This is a genomic window from Kitasatospora sp. NPDC058048 (genome assembly GCF_042885555.1).
In the GTDB taxonomy this organism is placed as follows: domain Bacteria; phylum Actinomycetota; class Actinomycetes; order Streptomycetales; family Streptomycetaceae; genus Kitasatospora; species Kitasatospora lactacystinica.
Window position 1 is genome coordinate 128,041 of sequence record NZ_JBHVRT010000020.1, and the last position, 17,291, is coordinate 145,331.

The following is a 17,291-nucleotide window of genomic DNA, read 5'->3' on the forward strand; positions in this document are numbered from 1 at the left end:
CCCACACCGGGGGCGACCTGGGGTGGCGTTCCCCCGGGGGGCGGGGAGCGGTACGTCGGCGGGGGGGGGGGGGGGGGGGGGCGCCGCCCGGGGTGGGCCGCCGCCGCGGGGAGAGTCACACCCGGAAGGGAGGGGGCACGGACGCAGGGGTGACACGAGGCGGGATCACATGCGGAAGACGCCGTACGGAGCGGGCGGTGCCAGCGGGGCGTTGGCGCAGGCGGTGAGCGCGAGACCGACGACGGTGCGGGTGTCCATCGGGTCGATCACACCGTCGTCCCAGAGCCGGGCGGTGGCGTAGTAGGCGTTGCCCTGGCGCTCGTACTGCTCGCGGACGGGGCGCTTGAACTCCTCCTCCGCCTCGGCCGGCCACTGCTCGCCGTGCGCCTCCAGCTGGTCGCGGCGGACGGTGGCGAGGACGGAGGCCGCCTGCTCGCCGCCCATCACGGAGATCTTGGCGCCCGGCCACATCCACAGGAAGCGAGGTGAGTAGGCCCGACCGCACATCGAGTAGTTGCCGGCCCCGTACGAGCCGCCGACCACCACGGTCAGCTTCGGGACGCGGGTGCAGGCGACGGCGTTGACCATCTTGGCGCCGTGCTTGGCGATGCCGCCCGCCTCGTACTGCCGGCCGACCATGAACCCGGTGATGTTCTGAAGGAAGAGGAGGGGGATGCCGCGCTGGTCGCACAACTCGATGAAGTGGGCGCCCTTGACGGCCGACTCGGAGAACAGCACGCCGTTGTTGGCGACGATGCCGACCGGGTGGCCGTGGATCCGGGCGAAGCCGGTGACCAGGGTGGCGCCGTACTCCGCCTTGAACTCGGCGAACCGGCTGCCGTCCACCAGGCGGGCGATCACCTCGCGCACGTCGTAGGGCGTGCGCGGGTCGACCGGCACGGCGCCGTACAGGCCCGCCGGGTCGACGGCCGGCGGCTCGACCGGGGTGAGCGGCCACGGCCTGGCCTCGCGCGGGCCGAGCCCGGCGACGATCGTGCGGACGATGGAGAGGGCGTGGGCGTCGTCCTCGGCCAGGTGGTCCGTCACGCCCGAGGTGCGGGAGTGCAGGTCGCCGCCGCCCAGCTCCTCGGCGGTGACCACCTCACCGGTGGCGGCCTTCACCAGCGGCGGGCCGCCCAGGAAGATCGTGCCCTGGTTGCGGACGATCACGGCCTGGTCGCTCATCGCCGGGACGTACGCGCCACCGGCCGTGCACGAGCCGAGCACCGCGGCGATCTGCGGGATGCCCGCGGCGGAGAGCCTGGCCTGGTTGTAGAAGATCCGGCCGAAGTGGTCGCGGTCCGGGAAGACCTCGTCCTGCATCGGGAGGAAGGCGCCGCCGGAGTCCACCAGGTAGACGCAGGGCAGCCGGTTCTCCAGCGCGACCTCCTGGGCGCGCAGGTGCTTCTTCACCGTCATCGGGTAGTAGGTGCCGCCCTTGACGGTGGCGTCGTTGGCGACCACCACCACCTCGCGTCCGGCGACCCGGCCGATTCCGGCGATCACCCCGGCCGCGGGCGCCGCGCCGTCGTACATCCCGTCGGCGGCCAGCGGGGCCAGCTCCAGGAAGGGGGAGGCCGGATCGAGCAGGGTGTCCACCCGGTCGCGGGGCAGCAGCTTTCCGCGGGAGGTGTGCCGGGCGCGGGCCTTGGCACCGCCGCCCAGGGCGGCCGCGTCGAGCTTCGCGCGCAACTCGGCGACCAGGGCCCGGTGCGCTTCGGTGTTCGCGCGGTAGGCCTCGGAGCCCGGGTCGACGGAGCTGCCGAGCCGGGGCGCCGGTGCGGCGGCCGCGGACGGTGCGGCGCCGGGCGCGGCAGTGCCGGCCGCTGCGCCGAGCCGGAAGCCGGTGGATGTTCCGGCGGTTGAGATGACCATTCCCAAGAGCTCCCTTGCCCTCGGCACCAGGTGGGCAGCCGGGTGCGTCCGCCCGTGATCGCCACGTTAATTAACGTTAACTTACGCGCCCAGGTTAACGGCCGATAACCCGACTGTCTACGATGGACGGCATGCCGAACGTCCCCGCCGCCTCCGCGCTCCCCCGCCGCGACCAGATCCGCCGGGAGGCCGCGAGGCTGTTCGCGGCCCGGGGCTTCCTCGGTGTGGGGGTGGACGAGATCGGCAAGGCGGTCGGGATCAGCGGTCCCGGGCTCTACCGCCACTTCGCCGGCAAGGACGCGATGCTCGCGGACCTGCTGATCGGCATCAGCGAGCGCCTGCTGGACGAGGGGCGCCGCCGGGCCGGTGGCGGCGAAGGCCCGGCTGCCGCGCTGGACGCGCTGATCAGCGGCCATGTCGACTTCGCCCTGGACGACCGGGACCTGATCACCCTGCACGACCGGGAGCTGCTGAACCTCAAGGAGGAGGACCGGCGCACCGTCCGCCGGCTCCAGCGCGGCTACGTCGAGCTGTGGGTGGACGTGGTCCGGCAGGCCTACCCGCCGCTGGCCGGCCCCGCCGCCGAGCCGGTGGCGCGGGCCGCCGTGCACGCCGTCTTCGGCCTGATCAACTCGACCCCGCACAGCCTCGGCCCGAACCCCGACCACGGCGAGCGCGTCGCCCTCCAGCGCGACGGCATGGCCGCCCTGCTCCACGCCCTCGCCCACGGCGCGTTCGCGGCGGCCGCAGAATCGGCGGGCGTCCCCGCCGACGGTTCGGCGTCCGCGGGCGTTTGAGGCGCTCGGCGGCAGTCCGTCCGGAGACCTGGTCCCAAAGGGTGACGCCCGGCCCGTCCCCGGCCGCTGGGCGCGCGAGGGGTCATCGGCGATCCTGGAGACGGCCGGGGGAGTGGGCCGTTCGAGTGTCCGCCCGGGAATCACCGCAGGCCGTCGGCTGTTGGCCAGTCCGCCGGGCCGGATGATCGGGGCTCCCCCTGGCCGGCCCCGAACCCCTCCGGCTCGGGAACGCCATGGCGGCCACCCGACGAAATGGTTAGCATCCCTAAATATGCCTGAGACTCACGGATCCACGGTGGAGCAATCCCCGAGCGGCCCCCCGGCCCCCGGCCCGACCCCGGAGGCTCCCGCCGACAGCCCGCAGAGCGCCGTCGGAAACACCGGTCCGGCCGCGGAGGCCGCCCAAGGCGCCGAGGCGGCCGGCTGGCTGCGCCGTCTGGTCGGCTACAGCTGGCGGTCCCGGCGCAGCCTGCTGCTCGCGTTCGGTGCCTCGCTCCTCGGCATGGCCGTCACCGCGCTGGTGCCGCTGGTCACCAAGCTGATCATCGACGACGTCATCATCTCCCACACCCGTTCGCTGGCCCCCTGGGCGGTGGTGCTGCTGCTCGCCGCCCTCGTGGTCTTCGGCTGCACCCAGGTCCGCCGCTACTACGGCGGCCAGCTCGCGGTCGACGTCCAGCACGACATGCGCAGCGACCTGTTCCGCTCGCTCGGCCGGCTCGACGGCCACCGCCAGGACCGGCTGGACACCGGTCAGGTGATCGGGCGGGCGACCTCCGACCTCCAGCTGGTCAACGGCCTGCTCTCGATGCTGCCGATGATGACCGGCTACCTGCTGATGTTCGTCATGTCGCTGGCCGTGATGGTCTGGCTGTCCCCGCCGCTCACCCTGGTCGCCCTGGTCATGGCCCCCGCGCTGTGGTGGGTCTCGGTGCTCAGCCGCAAGCGCCTCTTCCCCGCCACCTGGGCCGCCCAGCAGGAGGCGGCCGCCGTCGCGGGCGTGGTGGACGGCGCGATCGGTGGCGTCCGCGTGGTCAAGGGCTTCGGACAGGAGGCGCAGGAGCTCGACAAGCTGGAGGCGGCCTCCCACAACCTCTTCGCGGCCCGGCTCCGGTCGATCCGGCTGAACGCCCGGTACAACCCGGCGATGCAGGCGATCCCGGCGCTCGCCCAGGTGGGCGTCCTCGCCTTCGGCGGCTGGCTGGCCGTCGACGGCCGGGTCACGCTGGGGACCTTCGTCGCCTTCTCCACCTACGTCGCCCAGATGACCGGCCCGGTGCGGATGATGACCATGGTCATCACCGTCGGCCAGCAGGCCCGGGCCGGCGTCGAGCGGGTCCTGCAGCTGATCGACGAGCGCCCGCTGGTCCAGGAGCGCCCGGACGCCCGCACCCTGGACCTCGCGCACGGTGGCTCCCCGGCCGGCGCCCCGGCGATCGGCACCACCGCCAGCGCCCCCGCCGACGCTGCCGCCCCCGTCGGCCCGCGGACCCCCGACGTCGCCCTGGAATTCGACCGGGTCGAGTTCCGCTACGACCCCGAGCACCCCGCCCCCGTCCTGCACGGCCTCAGCCTGAAGCTGGCCCCCGGCGAGACCCTCGCCCTGGTCGGCGCCTCCGGCTCCGGCAAGTCGACGGTGGCGCAGCTGGTGCCCCGCTTCTACGACCCCGCCTCCGGCACCGTCCGCCTGTACGGCCACGACCTGCGCGACCTCACCCTGGACTCGGTCCGCGCGACGGTCGGCATCGTCCCCGAGGAGAGCTTCCTCTTCTCCGAGTCGGTCCGCACCAACATCGCCTACGGCCGTCCGGACGCGACGGACGAACAGGTGGTCGCCGCAGCCCGCGCCGCCCAGGCCGACGAGTTCGTCCGCGCGCTGCCGGACGGCTACGACACCAAGGTCGGCGAGCAGGGCCTGACCCTCTCCGGCGGCCAGCGCCAGCGCATCGCCCTGGCCCGGGCGATCCTCACCGACCCCCGGATCCTGCTGCTGGACGACGCCACCTCGGCGGTGGACCCGCAGATCGAGGCGGAGATCCACGACGCGCTGCGCTCGGTGATGACCGGCCGCACCACGCTGCTGATCGCCCACCGCCGCTCGACCCTCCAGCTCGCCGACCGGATCGCCGTCCTGGAGCGAGGCCGGCTGCTGGACCTCGGAACGCACGAGGAACTCGAAGCCCGATGTCCCCAGTACCGGGCCCTGATCACCGACCCCGAGGCCGGCTCCGCCGACCGGCACTCCACTCCCGAACCGGCGTCCGATGAACCGGCGTCCGCGGCAGCGGCCCCGGCGAAGCCCGGGCGGGCAACCGGGCAGCGGGCCGCCGACGGCACTCCCACCGACGGCGCTCCCGGCACCGCCGGAACCGACGGCACCGCCGTAACCGACGACACCGACGACACCGCGGGAACCCCCGGAACCCGGACGACCCCCGTCCTCCCCACCCCCGCCCTGGCCAAGGCCGCCCGCACCGCCGACCCCGACCTGCTGGACCGGGTCGCGGCCCTGCCGCCGGCCTCCGACACCCCGGACGTCCCCCGCGCCGAGGCCGAGGCCGGCGACTCCGACTTCACCCTGCGCCGCCTCCTGCGCTCCTTCCGCACCCCGCTGCTCATCGCCCTCCTGCTGGTCGCCCTGGACGCGGCGGCCGGACTGGTGCTGCCGGTGCTGATCCGGCACGGCATCGACGACGGCGTCCGCAAGGGCCTGATGTCCGGCGTCGCGGTCGCCGCGCTCACCGCACTCGTCGTGGTGCTGCTGGACTGGGTGGTGCAGGGCGCGGAGAACCGGGTCAGCGGCCGTACCGGCGAGCGCGTCCTCTACACGCTCCGGCTCAAGATCTTCGCCCACCTCAACCGGCTCGGCCTGGACTACTACGAGCGCGAGCTGACCGGCCGGATCATGACCCGGATGACCACCGACCTGGACTCGCTGACCTCCTTCCTCCAGACCGGCATGGTCACCGCGGTGGTCAGCCTGCTGACCTTCGCCGGGATCTTCGCCGCCCTGCTGATCATCGACGCCGGCCTGGCCCTGGTGGTCTTCGCCGTCCTGCCGCTGCTGGTGATCGCCACCCTGGTGTTCCGCAAGAAGTCCAAGGACCAGTACGAGCGCTCCCGCGACCTGATCGGCACCGTCAACGCCGACCTCCAGGAGAACGTGGCCGGCATGCGGATCGTCCAGGCGTTCCGCCGCCTGGACACCAACACCGACCGCTTCGTGGCCCGGGGCATCGCCTACCGCGAGGCCCGGGTCAGGGCCCAGCTCTACATCTCGCTGTACTTCCCGTTCGTCCAGTTCCTCTCCAGCGTGGCCGCCGCGCTGGTGCTGATCGTCGGCGCGGCCCGGGTCGACGCCGGGACGCTGACGGTCGGCGCGCTGGTCGCGTACCTGCTCTACATCGACCTGTTTTTCGCGCCGGTCAACCAGCTGTCCCAGGTGTTCGACGGGTACCAGCAGGCCTCGGTGGGCCTCGGCCGCATCCGCGAGCTGCTGCGCACCCCGACCACCACCGCCGAGGCGGCCGACCCGGTCCCCGTGGTCAAGGGCCTGCGCGGCGAGATCTCCTTCGAGGGCGTCGGCTTCGCCTACAACGGCGGTGCGGACGGCGCCCCGACCGTGCTGAGCGGCGTGGACCTGCACATCCCGGCCGGGCAGACGGTGGCGCTGGTCGGCGAGACCGGCGCCGGAAAGTCGACGCTGGTGAAGCTGGTCGCCCGGTTCTACGACGCGACGGAGGGCACCGTCCGGGTGGACGGGGTCGACCTCACCCGCTACGACCTGGCGCAGTACCGCCACCGCCTGGGTGTGGTGCCGCAGGAGGCGTACCTGTTCGCGGGCACGGTCCGCGAGGCCATCGCCTACGGCCGGCCGGGCGCCTCGGCGGCCGAGGTGGAGGCGGCGGCCCGGGCGGTCGGCGCGCACGACATGATCGTCCGGCTCTCGGGCGGCTACGACCACGAGGTGGCCGGCCGCGGGCGCAACCTCTCGGCGGGGCAGCGCCAGCTGATCGCGCTGGCCCGGGCGGAGCTGGTCGACCCGGACATCCTGCTGCTCGACGAGGCCACCGCGGCGCTCGACCTGGCCACCGAGGCCGCGGTCAACCAGGCCGCGGACCGGCTCAGCGGCGGACGGACCACCCTGGTCATCGCCCACCGCCTGACCACCGCGGAGCGTGCCGACCGGGTCGTCGTGCTGGACCACGGCCGGGTAGTCGAGGACGGCACGCACGCCGAACTGCTCGCCCTGGGCGGCACCTACAGCCGGCTCTGGCAGGCGTTCATCGCCGACGGCCACCCGGCGGCCGAGGCCGTGGCCGCCGGATAGGCCGTCCCGCACCCGGGCCGGGGGGCGGCGTCAAGCCGGCCCCCGGCCGGCCACGATCCCGAACCTCTGCGAACCCGAACCCTGCGACGCCGAACCTCCACGCCCCGCCCGGCGGTCCTTCACGTACGAACCGTCAGGCGGCGATCAGCGAGGCCAGCAGTCCCGAGGCGTCGATCCCGCGCGGCAGGTCGCTCACCTGCCCGTCGCCGACCTCGACCACCCGCCAGCCGGAGCCGTCCGCCCGGCTGGCGAGGTCGGTGGTGACGAAGCGGCAGCCGAGCCTGCGGACCAGCGCCGGGACATCGGTGAGGTCGGGTTCGACGGTCCGGCGCGGGGCGTCCGGGTGCGGCCCGACCAGGACGGGCCGGCCGTCCAGCCACCACACCCGGGCCTCCACGGGCCGCCCGCCGCCGCCCGGCGCGTCGTCGTCGGCGCGCTCCGGGCCGACCGCACCGGCGGCACCGGACACTCCGCTCGCACCGGACACCCCGCTCGCGTCGGCCTCGCGGTCGGCGCCGTTCGCGCCGGCTGGCCCCGCCGGGACGCCCGCGCCCTCGAACTCCTCGTACCGCCGCAGCACCACGCCGCCCGCCAGGAACTCGCCCTGCAGCTCGACGAACCGTTCCACCACCCGTCCGACGGCCGCCAGGTCGGCCAACTCGGGCACGTAGCAGGCCTCGTGCCACTCGTGCTTGCGCGACTTCACGTAGTCCTTGACGATCGCCGGCCCGTGCCCGCCGAGCCGGGCCGCGGCCTCCGCCAGTTCCTCGGGCCCGGGCGCCACCGGCCCCTCCGACGGGATCCACGCACTGGCCGGCGTCGCACCCTCGAACACGTCGTACCAGCCGGGCAGTTCGTGGGCCGCCGCGTACCCGGGCGCGCTGGTCAGCAGGGTGCCGCCGCGGGTGGTGAGCGCGGCGGCGAAGTCGGCGTACCGGGCGGTGGGCAGCATCCAACCCCGGTACCAGAGCGGCCCGCTGTCCGCCGGCACCCGTCGGACGGCCTCCTCGGCCCGCCCGGCGAGCAGCCCGTCGTGGTCGACCAGATGGTGCTCGCCGCCCAACTCCCGCAGCATCCTGGCCTCCCAGGCGAAGTGCGGGTCGGGCCGGCGCGGGTTGAGCGGATCGGCGGGGAAGATGATCGCGGGTACGGGCATGGCCGTCAGCGTACGGTCGGCGGGCTGATCCCGGGCCCGCCACGACGGACCGGGCGACCCGAGCACCCGACCGGAGTGCCGAATCCGCTCGACGCCCCGGGCGGCCACTGCGAGAGTGACCCGATGCGAAATCTGCTGAGCACCCGCAAGCGCAGGCCGAGGCAGGCCGCCCGCACGGTGGTCCTGGACGAGAACGGCTCGGTCTTCCTGCTCCGTTCGGACAACGACGAGGTCGGCGTGCACTGGACCATGCCGGGCGGCGGACTGGAGCCGGGCGAGACCCCGTGGGACGGCGCCCGGCGCGAGCTGTGGGAGGAGACGGGCTGGAGCGATCTCGAACCCGGCCCGCTGCTCTGCACCTGGGAGCACGACTTCACCTGGCACGGCACCCCGGTCCGCCAGCACGAGCACATCTACCTCACCGCCGGGCCGCACCGCGGCCCGGTCGGCGACGTCAGCGAGGTGCACGCGGTCGACCGGATCCTGGACTGGCGCTGGTGGACCCCGGCCGACCTCGCCGACGAGAACGCCGACGCGCTCTGGCCGCCCGCGCTGCCGGGACTGCTGGACACGGTCCGCGCGGGCTGGGCCGTGGACGGTCGACCGCCGGTGCCGGTCGACCTCGGATACGTCCCGAACGGCCCGGTCACCCGCCGGGCCCGCTAGCGCCGCTGGGCCCGCTGGACCCGCGCGGCCTGTCACGCCCACCCGGCCTGTCACGTCCACCCGGCGTGTCGGGCCCGAACGGCCCGGCACCGAACGGCGCCCGGTGGAGCGGCTACCCGCGCCCGCCGCGCCGGGTCCGCGCGGCCGGACCGGGCTCCCAGCCGTGCAGTTCCAGCTCCCGGTCGTGCAGCGCGGCGGGGTTCATCAGCACCGTCAGCGGGGCGCCGACCAGCCGGTCGGCCGCGAGCCCGGTCGCGGACAGCAACTGCTCGGTCGGCACCGAGACGGCGATGGCGGGCCGCCAGGAGGGCAGCACCACCAGGCAGGTGCCGCGGCCGACCCGGATCGGCCGGGCCGCCACCCGTACCGGTGCCCGTTCCTCCGGCCGACCGAGGGCCTCGGTGGGCCCCGGGCCGGCGCCGATCAGGATGCCGAGCGGCGGTTCGGCCCACGAGGCCCCGGCGGAGGCCCCGGCGGAGGGGCCGACGGTGCCGTCGACGGCAGAGCGGTCGACGGCGGCGGGGTCGGTCCCGGCGGAGCTCCCGATGGCGATGCCGGCTCCGGAGCCGGCATCGAGGGCTCCGGCTCGGGGAGCTCCGGTTCCGGACGACGGTCCCTGCGCCGCCGCTCCGGTCGCGCCGCCCCGTTCGCCGCGTTGGTCGGCCCATTGGTCGGCCCGTTGGTCGGCCCGGCCGGTGGCACCCGGCAGGCTCCTTCCGGTCGGGCCGGACGCGGCCGTCTCCCGTGCGGTCGCCCCCTGTCCGCTCTGGGCGGCCTGCGGGTGCATCCGGCGCAGTCGCCGTGAGGGCGACGGCCGCCGGGATCCCAGGATCCGCGGCTCTTCGCGCACCGTGCGCTGCGTCGGCACGGACGGGCCGGCCTCCGAGGGTGCGGTGGCGGACCCGAACCGGACGAACCCGGTCTCGGCTCCGTCCGGCCCGTGGAGGGCGTCGGGCGCCGCGGCGGCACGCTCGGCGGATGCGCCGGGAGCGGCCGGTCCGTCCTCGGTCTCCGCGTCCGCGCCGGGCGGGGCCGGCACCTCCGCGACCGGTCGGCGGCACGCGTCCGCCGGCGGGACGGTCGGCGCTTCCGCGTCGTACCGGCTGCGCGGCTGCGGCACCGAGTCGAGGCGTGGCGGGCCGGTCCGGCGCGCCCCTCCCTCCGGGGAGGCGGGCGCGGGCGCACCGGACTCGACGACGGTCGCGATCGAGCACACCGGGACGGCCGCGGCGGGCGGGCCCGGCACGGTGGGCGGGGGAGAGGATCCGGCGCTGTCCCCGGGCGGGCCGGGCAGGGACGGGTCGGTTGCGGCGGGGTGGAGCGAAGTCATCTGCGGGCCCTTCGGGGAACGGTCCCGACGATCCTCCCGCACCACGCGATCAGCTCCAAGCGTCGAACCCGACGGTGTGCGCGATACCACCGCGGGATCGTCGTGGGATCACCCCGGATCGCCCAAGACGGCGCAGGGCGAACACCGTTGCCACACGACCGGAACGGCGCCGCGCTCTGCCCGCGGGCCCCGATCCCGCCCTGCGGGGCGGGATCGGCCGAGCGATCGGCCGGTCGCTCGGTCAAGGGGTCGACCGAGTGACCGGCGAGCGACCGGCCCTCGGGCCGGTCAAGGACCGACCGGGAGATCAACCAGCGGGCGCGACAAAGCCCTTGAGGTCGGCGAGCACCGCGTTCGCCGCCATGACGCCGAGCCCGAGGAACCAGGTCTCGTCCGAAACCGGCCGGGCCTGACCGGACTTGACCGCGCCGAGCGTCTTCCAGAGCGCGCCGCCCAGCACCGTGTCCTGGTTGGTCGAGCTGGGGCTTCCGTACACGCCGTAGAAGATCCAGTCGGCGTCGGCCTTGTCGATCTGCTCCGGGCTGACCTCCACCGCGAGCTCCTGGACCTGCTCGATCGTGGGCTGCGGCAGCGGCACGTCGGTGAGGATGGTGCCGATGAAGGAGAGCTCGGCGTAGAGCCGGGTCCGGCCCGGCATGAAGCGCAGCGGAGTGATGGTGGGCCGCTTGTCGCCGAGCTTCGCGCCGATCGCCGCGGCCGCCGCCTGGTACGCGTCGAGCTGCGCCTTGGCCTCGGCCTCCAGGCCGAACGCACTCGCGTTGAGCAGGAAGTTCTGCTTCCAGGGGTAGCCGGGGCGCAGCGAGAAGACGGTCGGCGCGATCTTGGACAGCTGGGCGTACTGGTCCTGGGCCCGCAGCTGGCTGCCGAGGATCAGGTCCGGCTTGAGCGCGGCGATGGCCTCCAGGTTGAGGCTGTTGATGGTGCCGACGGCGGCGGGGCTGCCGGCCTTGTCCTTGAGGTAGGACGGCAGGGACTTGGAACCGTCGGTGTACACGACGCCGACCGGCTGGATGCCGAGGGCGACGACGTTGTCGAGCTCGCCGGTGTCGAGCACCACGACCCGGGTGGGCCTGGCCGGGACGACGGTCTCGCCCATCGCGTGCCGGAGGGTGCGCGGGTAGACGCCGGGGGCCGCGTCGGTGCCGAAGCCCTTCATCTTCTCGATCACGGCCGCGTAGTCGTCGCCGCCCTGCTTGACCGACTTCTGGTTCGGGGAGGAGCCGCCGCCGGCCGGGGTCGAACCGCCGCTGCCGCCGGATCCACCCGCGCCGCCCGAGCTGCCGCAGGCGGTGAGCAGTCCGCCGAGGCCGAGCACGGCTCCTCCGGCGATCCCGACGGTGAGAAACCTGCGGCGGGTCGCGGTGCGGGGGGTGAGGGCCAGGTCGTCGGAGGTGGGGGGCACGCGACGCTCCTTTCACGATCGAATTTAGGTTAGGCAAACCTATCCGATGGGATGGAGGCGGGGTCGCGGGCCGTCCGCGCCGGAGGGGCAAACTATGCCGAACCTTGGCAAAAGGGAGAAAATTTCTTGGCCCAACTCCTTTGAAACAAAGGTACATGGGTGAACAAGCCGTAAATACAGCAACCCCAACAGCCTTCGGGCGAACGAATCGAAGTGAGTGGTTTAGATCACCAAGGGTTGGTCTACTCAACCTTCCATGCCCGCCTCTAGGGTGCGCTGGTGTTTGATCAGCAGCTCTCAGAGCACACGAGCAGCGGCCGGGCAATGGCGCCCGGCGCTCCGCAGGGTGCCCCGGTCAGTGGCATCAGTGGTGGAGTCCCCGGAAGTCAGGGGACCGCTGGGGGAGCGGGGGACAAGGGTCTACGGGGCGGTTCCGTCGGCCTGCTGAGCAGTGTGGTGCTGGGCGTCTCGACGGTCGCCCCGGTCTACTGCCTGACAGCGACACTCGGACCGACCGTCACCGCGGTCGGCGTCCAGATGCCCGCGGTGTTCCTGGCGGGCTTCCTGCCGATGCTGCTCGTCGCGTTCGCGTACAAGGAGCTGAACAAGGACTTCCCGGACTGCGGCACGTCCTTCACCTGGGGCGTCCGGGCCTTCGGCCCCCGGGTCGGCTGGATGGCCGGCTGGGGGCTGACGGTGGCGACCATCATCGTGCTCTCCAACCTGGCCGGGGTCGCGACCGACTTCCTGTACCTGATGCTCGGGGAGATGACCGGCAGCAGCTGGGTCACCGAACTCGACCAGAACAAGGCCGTCCACCTGCTCACCGTGGTCCTGCTGATCGCCGGCGCCACCGCGATGAGCTACCGGGGGATGACCGCCACCAAGTGGTTCCAGTACAGCCTGGTCGGCCTCCAACTGGCCGTGCTGCTGCTCTTCTCCGCCATCGCCATCGGTAAGGCCGCCTCCGGTGACCTGCCCGACTCGATCGGCTTCTCCTTCTCCTGGCTCAACCCGCTCCAGGTCAGCTCGTTCAGCGCGTTCACCGCCGGACTGTCGCTGTCGATCTTCATGTACTGGGGCTGGGACACCTGCCTGACCATGAACGAGGAGACCCAGGGCAGCGCCAAGACCCCCGGCCGCGCCGCGATGATCTCGATGGTCACCCTGGTCGGCTCGTACCTGCTGGTCGCGATCGCCTCCCAGATGTTCGCGGGCGTCGGCAGCACCGGCAACGGCCTCGGCAACCCGGCCACCGCCGACAACGTCTTCGCCGCACTGGCCCGTCCGGTGCTCGGCTCGCCGTGGAGCATCCTGCTCTTCCTGGCGGTCGTCGCCAGCGCCGCCGCCAGCCTGCAGACCACCTTCATCCCGGTGGCCCGCACCCTGCTCGCGATGAGCGCCTACCGCGCCGTGCCGCCGCGCTTCGGCGCCGTCCACCCGCGCTTCCGCACCCCCGGCTACGCCACCGTCGCGGCGGGCATCGCCACCGCGGTCTTCTACGTCGGCATGAGTCTGATCAGCGAGAACGTCGTCCAGGACACCATCCTGGCGCTCGGTCTGATGATCTGCTTCTACTACGCGCTGACCGCCTTCGCGTGCGTCTGGTACTTCCGCCGCTCGCTGCGCGGCGGTGTCCGCGACCTGCTGCTCAAGGGCGCCGCCCCGCTCCTCGGCGGCGTGCTGCTCACCGCGGTCTTCCTCCAGACCCTCACCGACGCCTGGGACCCCGACTACGGCAGCGGTTCGGTCTTCGGCATCGGCTCGGTCTTCGTGATCGGCGTCGGCATCCTGCTGCTCGGCGCCGCGCTGATGACCTGGTACGGCTTCATCCGGCCGGAGTTCTTCCGCGGCGAGACGCTGCACAAGGACACCCCGGCACTGGTCGTGGAGGACTGACACCGTTACTGTGGGCCGCATGAAGCGCTTCGTGGGCCTGTGCTGGTGGCCGTCCTAGGACGGCCACCACACTCGCCTGACCAGGGCCGTCCGGGATGGACGGCCCTGCTGCGTTTCCCCGCAGGACGGGTCCCTCGCCCCGGACGGCCGCCACCGCCGCCGCACCGAGGAGAGAGACCTTGACCACCACCGCCGCGACCACCGCCGCCGTGACCACCGCCGCCGTGACCACCACTGCGACCGCCGCTTCCGCGACAGCCTCCGCGACCACCCTTCTCGCGACCGCCGCCGCCGCCGACACGTCCGTTCCGTCCGCTCCGGTCGACGATCCGACCGCCCACCGCGTCCTCACCGGGGACCGGCCCACCGGACCGCTCCACCTCGGCCACTACTTCGGCACCCTGCGCAACCGGGTCCGGCTCCAGGACCAGGGAGTCGAGATGTTCGTCGTGGTCGCCGACTACCAGGTCATCACCGATCGCGACCTCGCCGACCGGCTCGCCGAGCACACCGAGAACCTCGTCCTCGACTACCTCGCCGCCGGCCTCGACCCCGAGCGGGCGACGATCTTCCCGCACAGCGCCGTCCCCGCCCTCAACCAGCTGCTGCTCCCCTTCCTCAGCCTGGTCAGCGTCGCCGAACTGGGACGCAACCCCACCGTCAAGGACGAGATCGCCCACTCCCGGCAGGCCGCCGTCAGCGGGCTGATGTTCACCTACCCCATCCACCAGGCGGCCGACATCCTCTTCTGCAAGGCCGACCTGGTCCCGGTCGGCCAGGACCAGCTGCCCCACCTCGAAGTCGCCCGCACCGTCGCCCGCCGCTTCAACGAGCGCTACCCGCACGCCGACGGCAGCGCCGTCTTCCCCCGACCGCAGGCCCTGCTCTCCGACGCCCCGATGCTGCTCGGCACCGACGGCGGCAAGATGAGCAAGAGCCGGGGCAACGCCGTCGCCCTCGGCGCCACCGAGGACGAGACCGCCCGGATCATCCGCGGCACCAGGACCGACGCCGACCGCCGGATCGGCTACGACCCGGTCAACCGTCCCGAGGTCTCCAGCCTCGTCCTGCTCGCCGCCCTCTGCCAGGACCGCGACCCCGAAGCCGTCGCCGAGGAGATCGGCGACGGCGGCGCTGCCGCGCTCAAGCGCACCGTCACCGAGTCCGTCAACGAGTTCCTCCGACCGATGCGCGCCCGCCGCGCCGAACTCGCCGTCGACCGGGGCCACCTGCGGCAGGTCCTGCGCGACGGCGCCGAGCGGGCCAACGCCGTCGCCGACGCCACCCTCGCCGAGGTCCGGGAGGTGATGGGGGCGGCCATCTGAAGAGCGCTCACCCGCCGGAGTCCGCCGAAGCCGTCCGGACAGCGGACCGCCTCCCGCGGACATCGGCCGTTTGACACGGGGCATATCGTCACCGGGCGGTCGCGGCCACAGTGCGACCGCCCGCACCCCGCTCCCGCGCCCGAAAGGTGGCCCGGCCCATGGACCAGCACCCGACCGCACCCGGCCAGGGGCTGACCCGCCCGCCGCACCTGCGCCCCGGCGACCACATCGCCGTCGTCGCGTCCAGCGGCCCGATCGACGCGGCACGCCTCACCGCCGGGTGCGCGATCCTCCGCTCCTGGGGGCTGCGCGTCACCGTCGCCCCGCACGTCCTCGACACCCACCCCTCCCTCGGCTACCTGGCCGGCACCGACGCGGACCGCGCCGCCGACCTCCGGAACGCCTGGCTCGACCCCACCGTCGACGCCGTCATCTGCGCCCGCGGCGGGTACGGCGTGCACCGCATGGCCGACCTGCTCGACTGGACCGCGATGCGCGCCGCAGGGCCCAAGCCCTTCATCGGCTTCAGCGACGTCAGCTCCCTGCACGAGGCGTTCGCCCAGCGCCTCGGCCTCGCCACCCTGTACGGACCGCTGGCCGCCGGGGCCTCCTTCGTCTCCGACGGCCCGACCGCCGAGCACCTCCGCCGCACCCTCTTCGACCCCGCCGCCGTCACCGTCCTCACGTCACCCACCGCCGCCCCGCTCGTTCCCGGCCGGGCCCACGGCGTCACGGCCGGCGGCTGCCTCCACGTCCTCACCGCCGAGCGCGGCACGCCCGCCGCCCGGGCCTCGTACGAGGGAGGCATCCTGCTGCTCGAAGACGTGAACGAGCACCCCTACCAGCTCGACCGCCTGCTCACCCAGCTCCTGCGCTCCGGCGCCCTCGACGGCGTGGCCGGCGTCGCCCTCGGCTCCTGGGAGGGCTGCGGACGGCCGGAACGGGTCCGGGACGTGATGCTCGACCGGCTCGGCGGGCTCGGCGTTCCCGTGCTCTGGGAACTGGGCTTCGGCCACTGCCCGTCCACCCTCACCGTTCCGCTCGGCGTTCCCGCCCTGCTCGACGCCGACGCCGGCACCCTCACCCTGGACCTGCCCGCCCTCGCCGAACGCTGAGCCGGCTCGCCGGGCACGGGGCCGCGCCGAGCACGGGCGTGGTCAGTTGCACGGGCGCGCTCAGTAAGGTGCGGCCATGAACGAGGACCGCCTCACCGCCCTTGCCCTCGGTTTCCTCCGCGGCCCGGGCAGCAACGCCCGCACGATCCTGGGACTTGCCGGCCCGCCCGGCGCCGGCAAGTCCACCCTGGCCCGCCACCTGGTCGCCGAGGTCGAGCGCGCCGAAGGCCCCGGCACCGCCGCCTACGTCCCGCTCGACGGCTTCCACCTCTCCGGCGCCCAGCTCGACCGCCTCGGCCTGACCCACCGCAAGGGCGCCCCGGTCACCTTCGATGCCCACGGCTACCTCGCCCTGCTGCGCCGCATCGCCGGCGACCGGTTCCAGGACATCTACGTCCCGGACTTCGACCGCACCCTGGACGAACCGGTCGCCGCCCGCCACGTGGTCCGCCCGCACACCCGGCTCGTCATCACCGAGGGCAACTACCTGGCCTCCGCCGACACGCCTTGGTCCGATGCCCGCCGACTCCTGCGCGAGCTCTGGTACGTGCACACGGATGACGAGGTCCGCGAGGAGCGTCTGCTCCGGCGGCACCGCGACGGCGGCCGCGACGAGGCCACCGCGCGCCAGTGGGTCACCGGCAACGACCACCCCAACGGCGCGTACGTGAAGCCCGGGCGGGCGCTCTGCACCCGCACGGTCTCCGGGACGGGCTTGCCTTCGACCCCGGACAGGGGTAGTGTTTCCTAGTCGCTCGGCAGGGAGCACCGGACACGCATCGGCGCGGACGGTCCCGGAGCGGCCAATCCCCAGAAACACCATTTCCGGTTCGTGCCGGTCGTTTTCGCTTTTCGCGTCACGGCCTGGTGCTTATTCGGCGTGCGCGTTTTATCGGATTGCGGTCGGATTCGCTTTTCGGAGCGGGGATCGGCTAGAGTTTGAAACGTCGGACAGGGCGTCAAGCCCCGGAAGACACCGGCGAGTTGGATGAACGAAGCCCCGGAAACGGAGCGGAAAACATCTGATAAGCTGGAAACACGAAAGAACGAAGCCCGGAGGGTCCGCTGGAAGGCGGTCCGAAGAAAGCGTCCGTTCCTTGAGAACTCAACAGCGTGCCAAAAGTCAACGCCAGATATGTTGACATCCCCGGCCTCGATCGCTTGATCGGGGTTGGAGATTCCTTTTGAAACAAACACTAGCGAGGACGCAGTGCGCGGGGCCGCCCTATTCCGGTGGTTGCCGTGCCGCTCAACGCGGGTGTCGACCCGATTACGGGTAAACATTCACGGAGAGTTTGATCCTGGCTCAGGACGAACGCTGGCGGCGTGCTTAACACATGCAAGTCGAACGGTGAAGCCCTTCGGGGTGGATCAG

The 17,291-nt window shown here is 73.2% G+C and carries 11 protein-coding genes and 1 rRNA gene; 8 read left to right on the forward strand and 4 right to left on the reverse strand.

The window, feature by feature from the left end; all coding sequences use genetic code 11:
• Positions 1 to 165: 165 nt before the first annotated feature.
• On the reverse strand, positions 166 to 1,875 hold the full coding sequence (locus ACFVVA_RS22160) for a carboxyl transferase domain-containing protein (protein ID WP_387691861.1): 1,710 nt from the start codon (positions 1,873 to 1,875) through the stop codon (positions 166 to 168).
• Between the two features lie 131 nt (positions 1,876 to 2,006).
• On the opposite strand from ACFVVA_RS22160, the gene ACFVVA_RS22165 reads away from it, so the two are divergent.
• Both ACFVVA_RS22165 and ACFVVA_RS22170 read left to right on the forward strand, forming a co-directional pair.
• The gene (locus tag ACFVVA_RS22165; protein ID WP_387691863.1) at positions 2,007 to 2,672 is read left to right on the forward strand and encodes a TetR/AcrR family transcriptional regulator; all 666 of its coding nucleotides are present in this window, start codon (positions 2,007 to 2,009) and stop codon (positions 2,670 to 2,672) included.
• Positions 2,673 to 2,943: 271 nt separating this feature from the next.
• Entirely contained in the window at positions 2,944 to 7,002 is a 4,059-nt protein-coding gene (locus ACFVVA_RS22170; RefSeq protein ID WP_387691865.1) for an ABC transporter ATP-binding protein, read from the forward strand.
• 133 nt (positions 7,003 to 7,135) lie between these two features.
• Here the strand turns inward: ACFVVA_RS22170 and ACFVVA_RS22175 are convergent, their stop codons facing one another.
• Positions 7,136 to 8,158, reverse strand: coding sequence for an ATP-grasp domain-containing protein (locus ACFVVA_RS22175; protein WP_387691867.1), 1,023 nt, complete (start codon positions 8,156 to 8,158; stop codon positions 7,136 to 7,138).
• A gap of 123 nt (positions 8,159 to 8,281) precedes the next feature.
• Here ACFVVA_RS22175 and ACFVVA_RS22180 point away from each other — a divergent pair, with 123 nt between their 5' ends.
• Entirely contained in the window at positions 8,282 to 8,824 is a 543-nt protein-coding gene (locus ACFVVA_RS22180) for an NUDIX hydrolase (RefSeq protein WP_387691869.1), read from the forward strand.
• Between the two features lie 112 nt (positions 8,825 to 8,936).
• Here ACFVVA_RS22180 and ACFVVA_RS22185 read toward each other — a convergent pair whose 3' ends face one another.
• Together ACFVVA_RS22185 and ACFVVA_RS22190 are read right to left on the reverse strand one after the other, a co-directional pair.
• Positions 8,937 to 10,154, reverse strand: coding sequence for a hypothetical protein (locus ACFVVA_RS22185; RefSeq protein ID WP_387691871.1), 1,218 nt, complete (start codon positions 10,152 to 10,154; stop codon positions 8,937 to 8,939).
• Positions 10,155 to 10,461: 307 nt separating this feature from the next.
• Positions 10,462 to 11,577 carry an ABC transporter substrate-binding protein gene (locus ACFVVA_RS22190; protein ID WP_387691873.1) on the reverse strand — a complete coding sequence of 372 codons (1,116 nt, stop codon included), beginning with the start codon at positions 11,575 to 11,577 and terminating at the stop codon, positions 10,462 to 10,464.
• Between the two features lie 324 nt (positions 11,578 to 11,901).
• Between ACFVVA_RS22190 and ACFVVA_RS22195 the strand changes: the two genes are divergently transcribed.
• The 5 genes from ACFVVA_RS22195 to ACFVVA_RS22215 form a co-directional block, all read left to right on the forward strand.
• Positions 11,902 to 13,476 carry an APC family permease gene (locus tag ACFVVA_RS22195; RefSeq protein WP_387691892.1) on the forward strand — a complete coding sequence of 525 codons (1,575 nt, stop codon included), beginning with the start codon at positions 11,902 to 11,904 and terminating at the stop codon, positions 13,474 to 13,476.
• A gap of 179 nt (positions 13,477 to 13,655) precedes the next feature.
• Positions 13,656 to 14,801 (forward strand): tryptophan--tRNA ligase, encoded by a 1,146-nt coding sequence (gene trpS / locus ACFVVA_RS22200; RefSeq protein ID WP_387691875.1) that lies wholly within the window; start codon positions 13,656 to 13,658, stop codon positions 14,799 to 14,801.
• A 158-nt stretch (positions 14,802 to 14,959) separates the two neighbouring features.
• Positions 14,960 to 15,916 carry an LD-carboxypeptidase gene (locus tag ACFVVA_RS22205; protein WP_387691877.1) on the forward strand — a complete coding sequence of 319 codons (957 nt, stop codon included), beginning with the start codon at positions 14,960 to 14,962 and terminating at the stop codon, positions 15,914 to 15,916.
• Positions 15,917 to 15,992: 76 nt separating this feature from the next.
• The gene (locus ACFVVA_RS22210; RefSeq protein ID WP_387691879.1) at positions 15,993 to 16,667 is read left to right on the forward strand and encodes a nucleoside/nucleotide kinase family protein; all 675 of its coding nucleotides are present in this window, start codon (positions 15,993 to 15,995) and stop codon (positions 16,665 to 16,667) included.
• Between the two features lie 532 nt (positions 16,668 to 17,199).
• A 16S ribosomal RNA gene (locus ACFVVA_RS22215) occupies positions 17,200 to 17,291 on the forward strand; the annotation flags it as partial.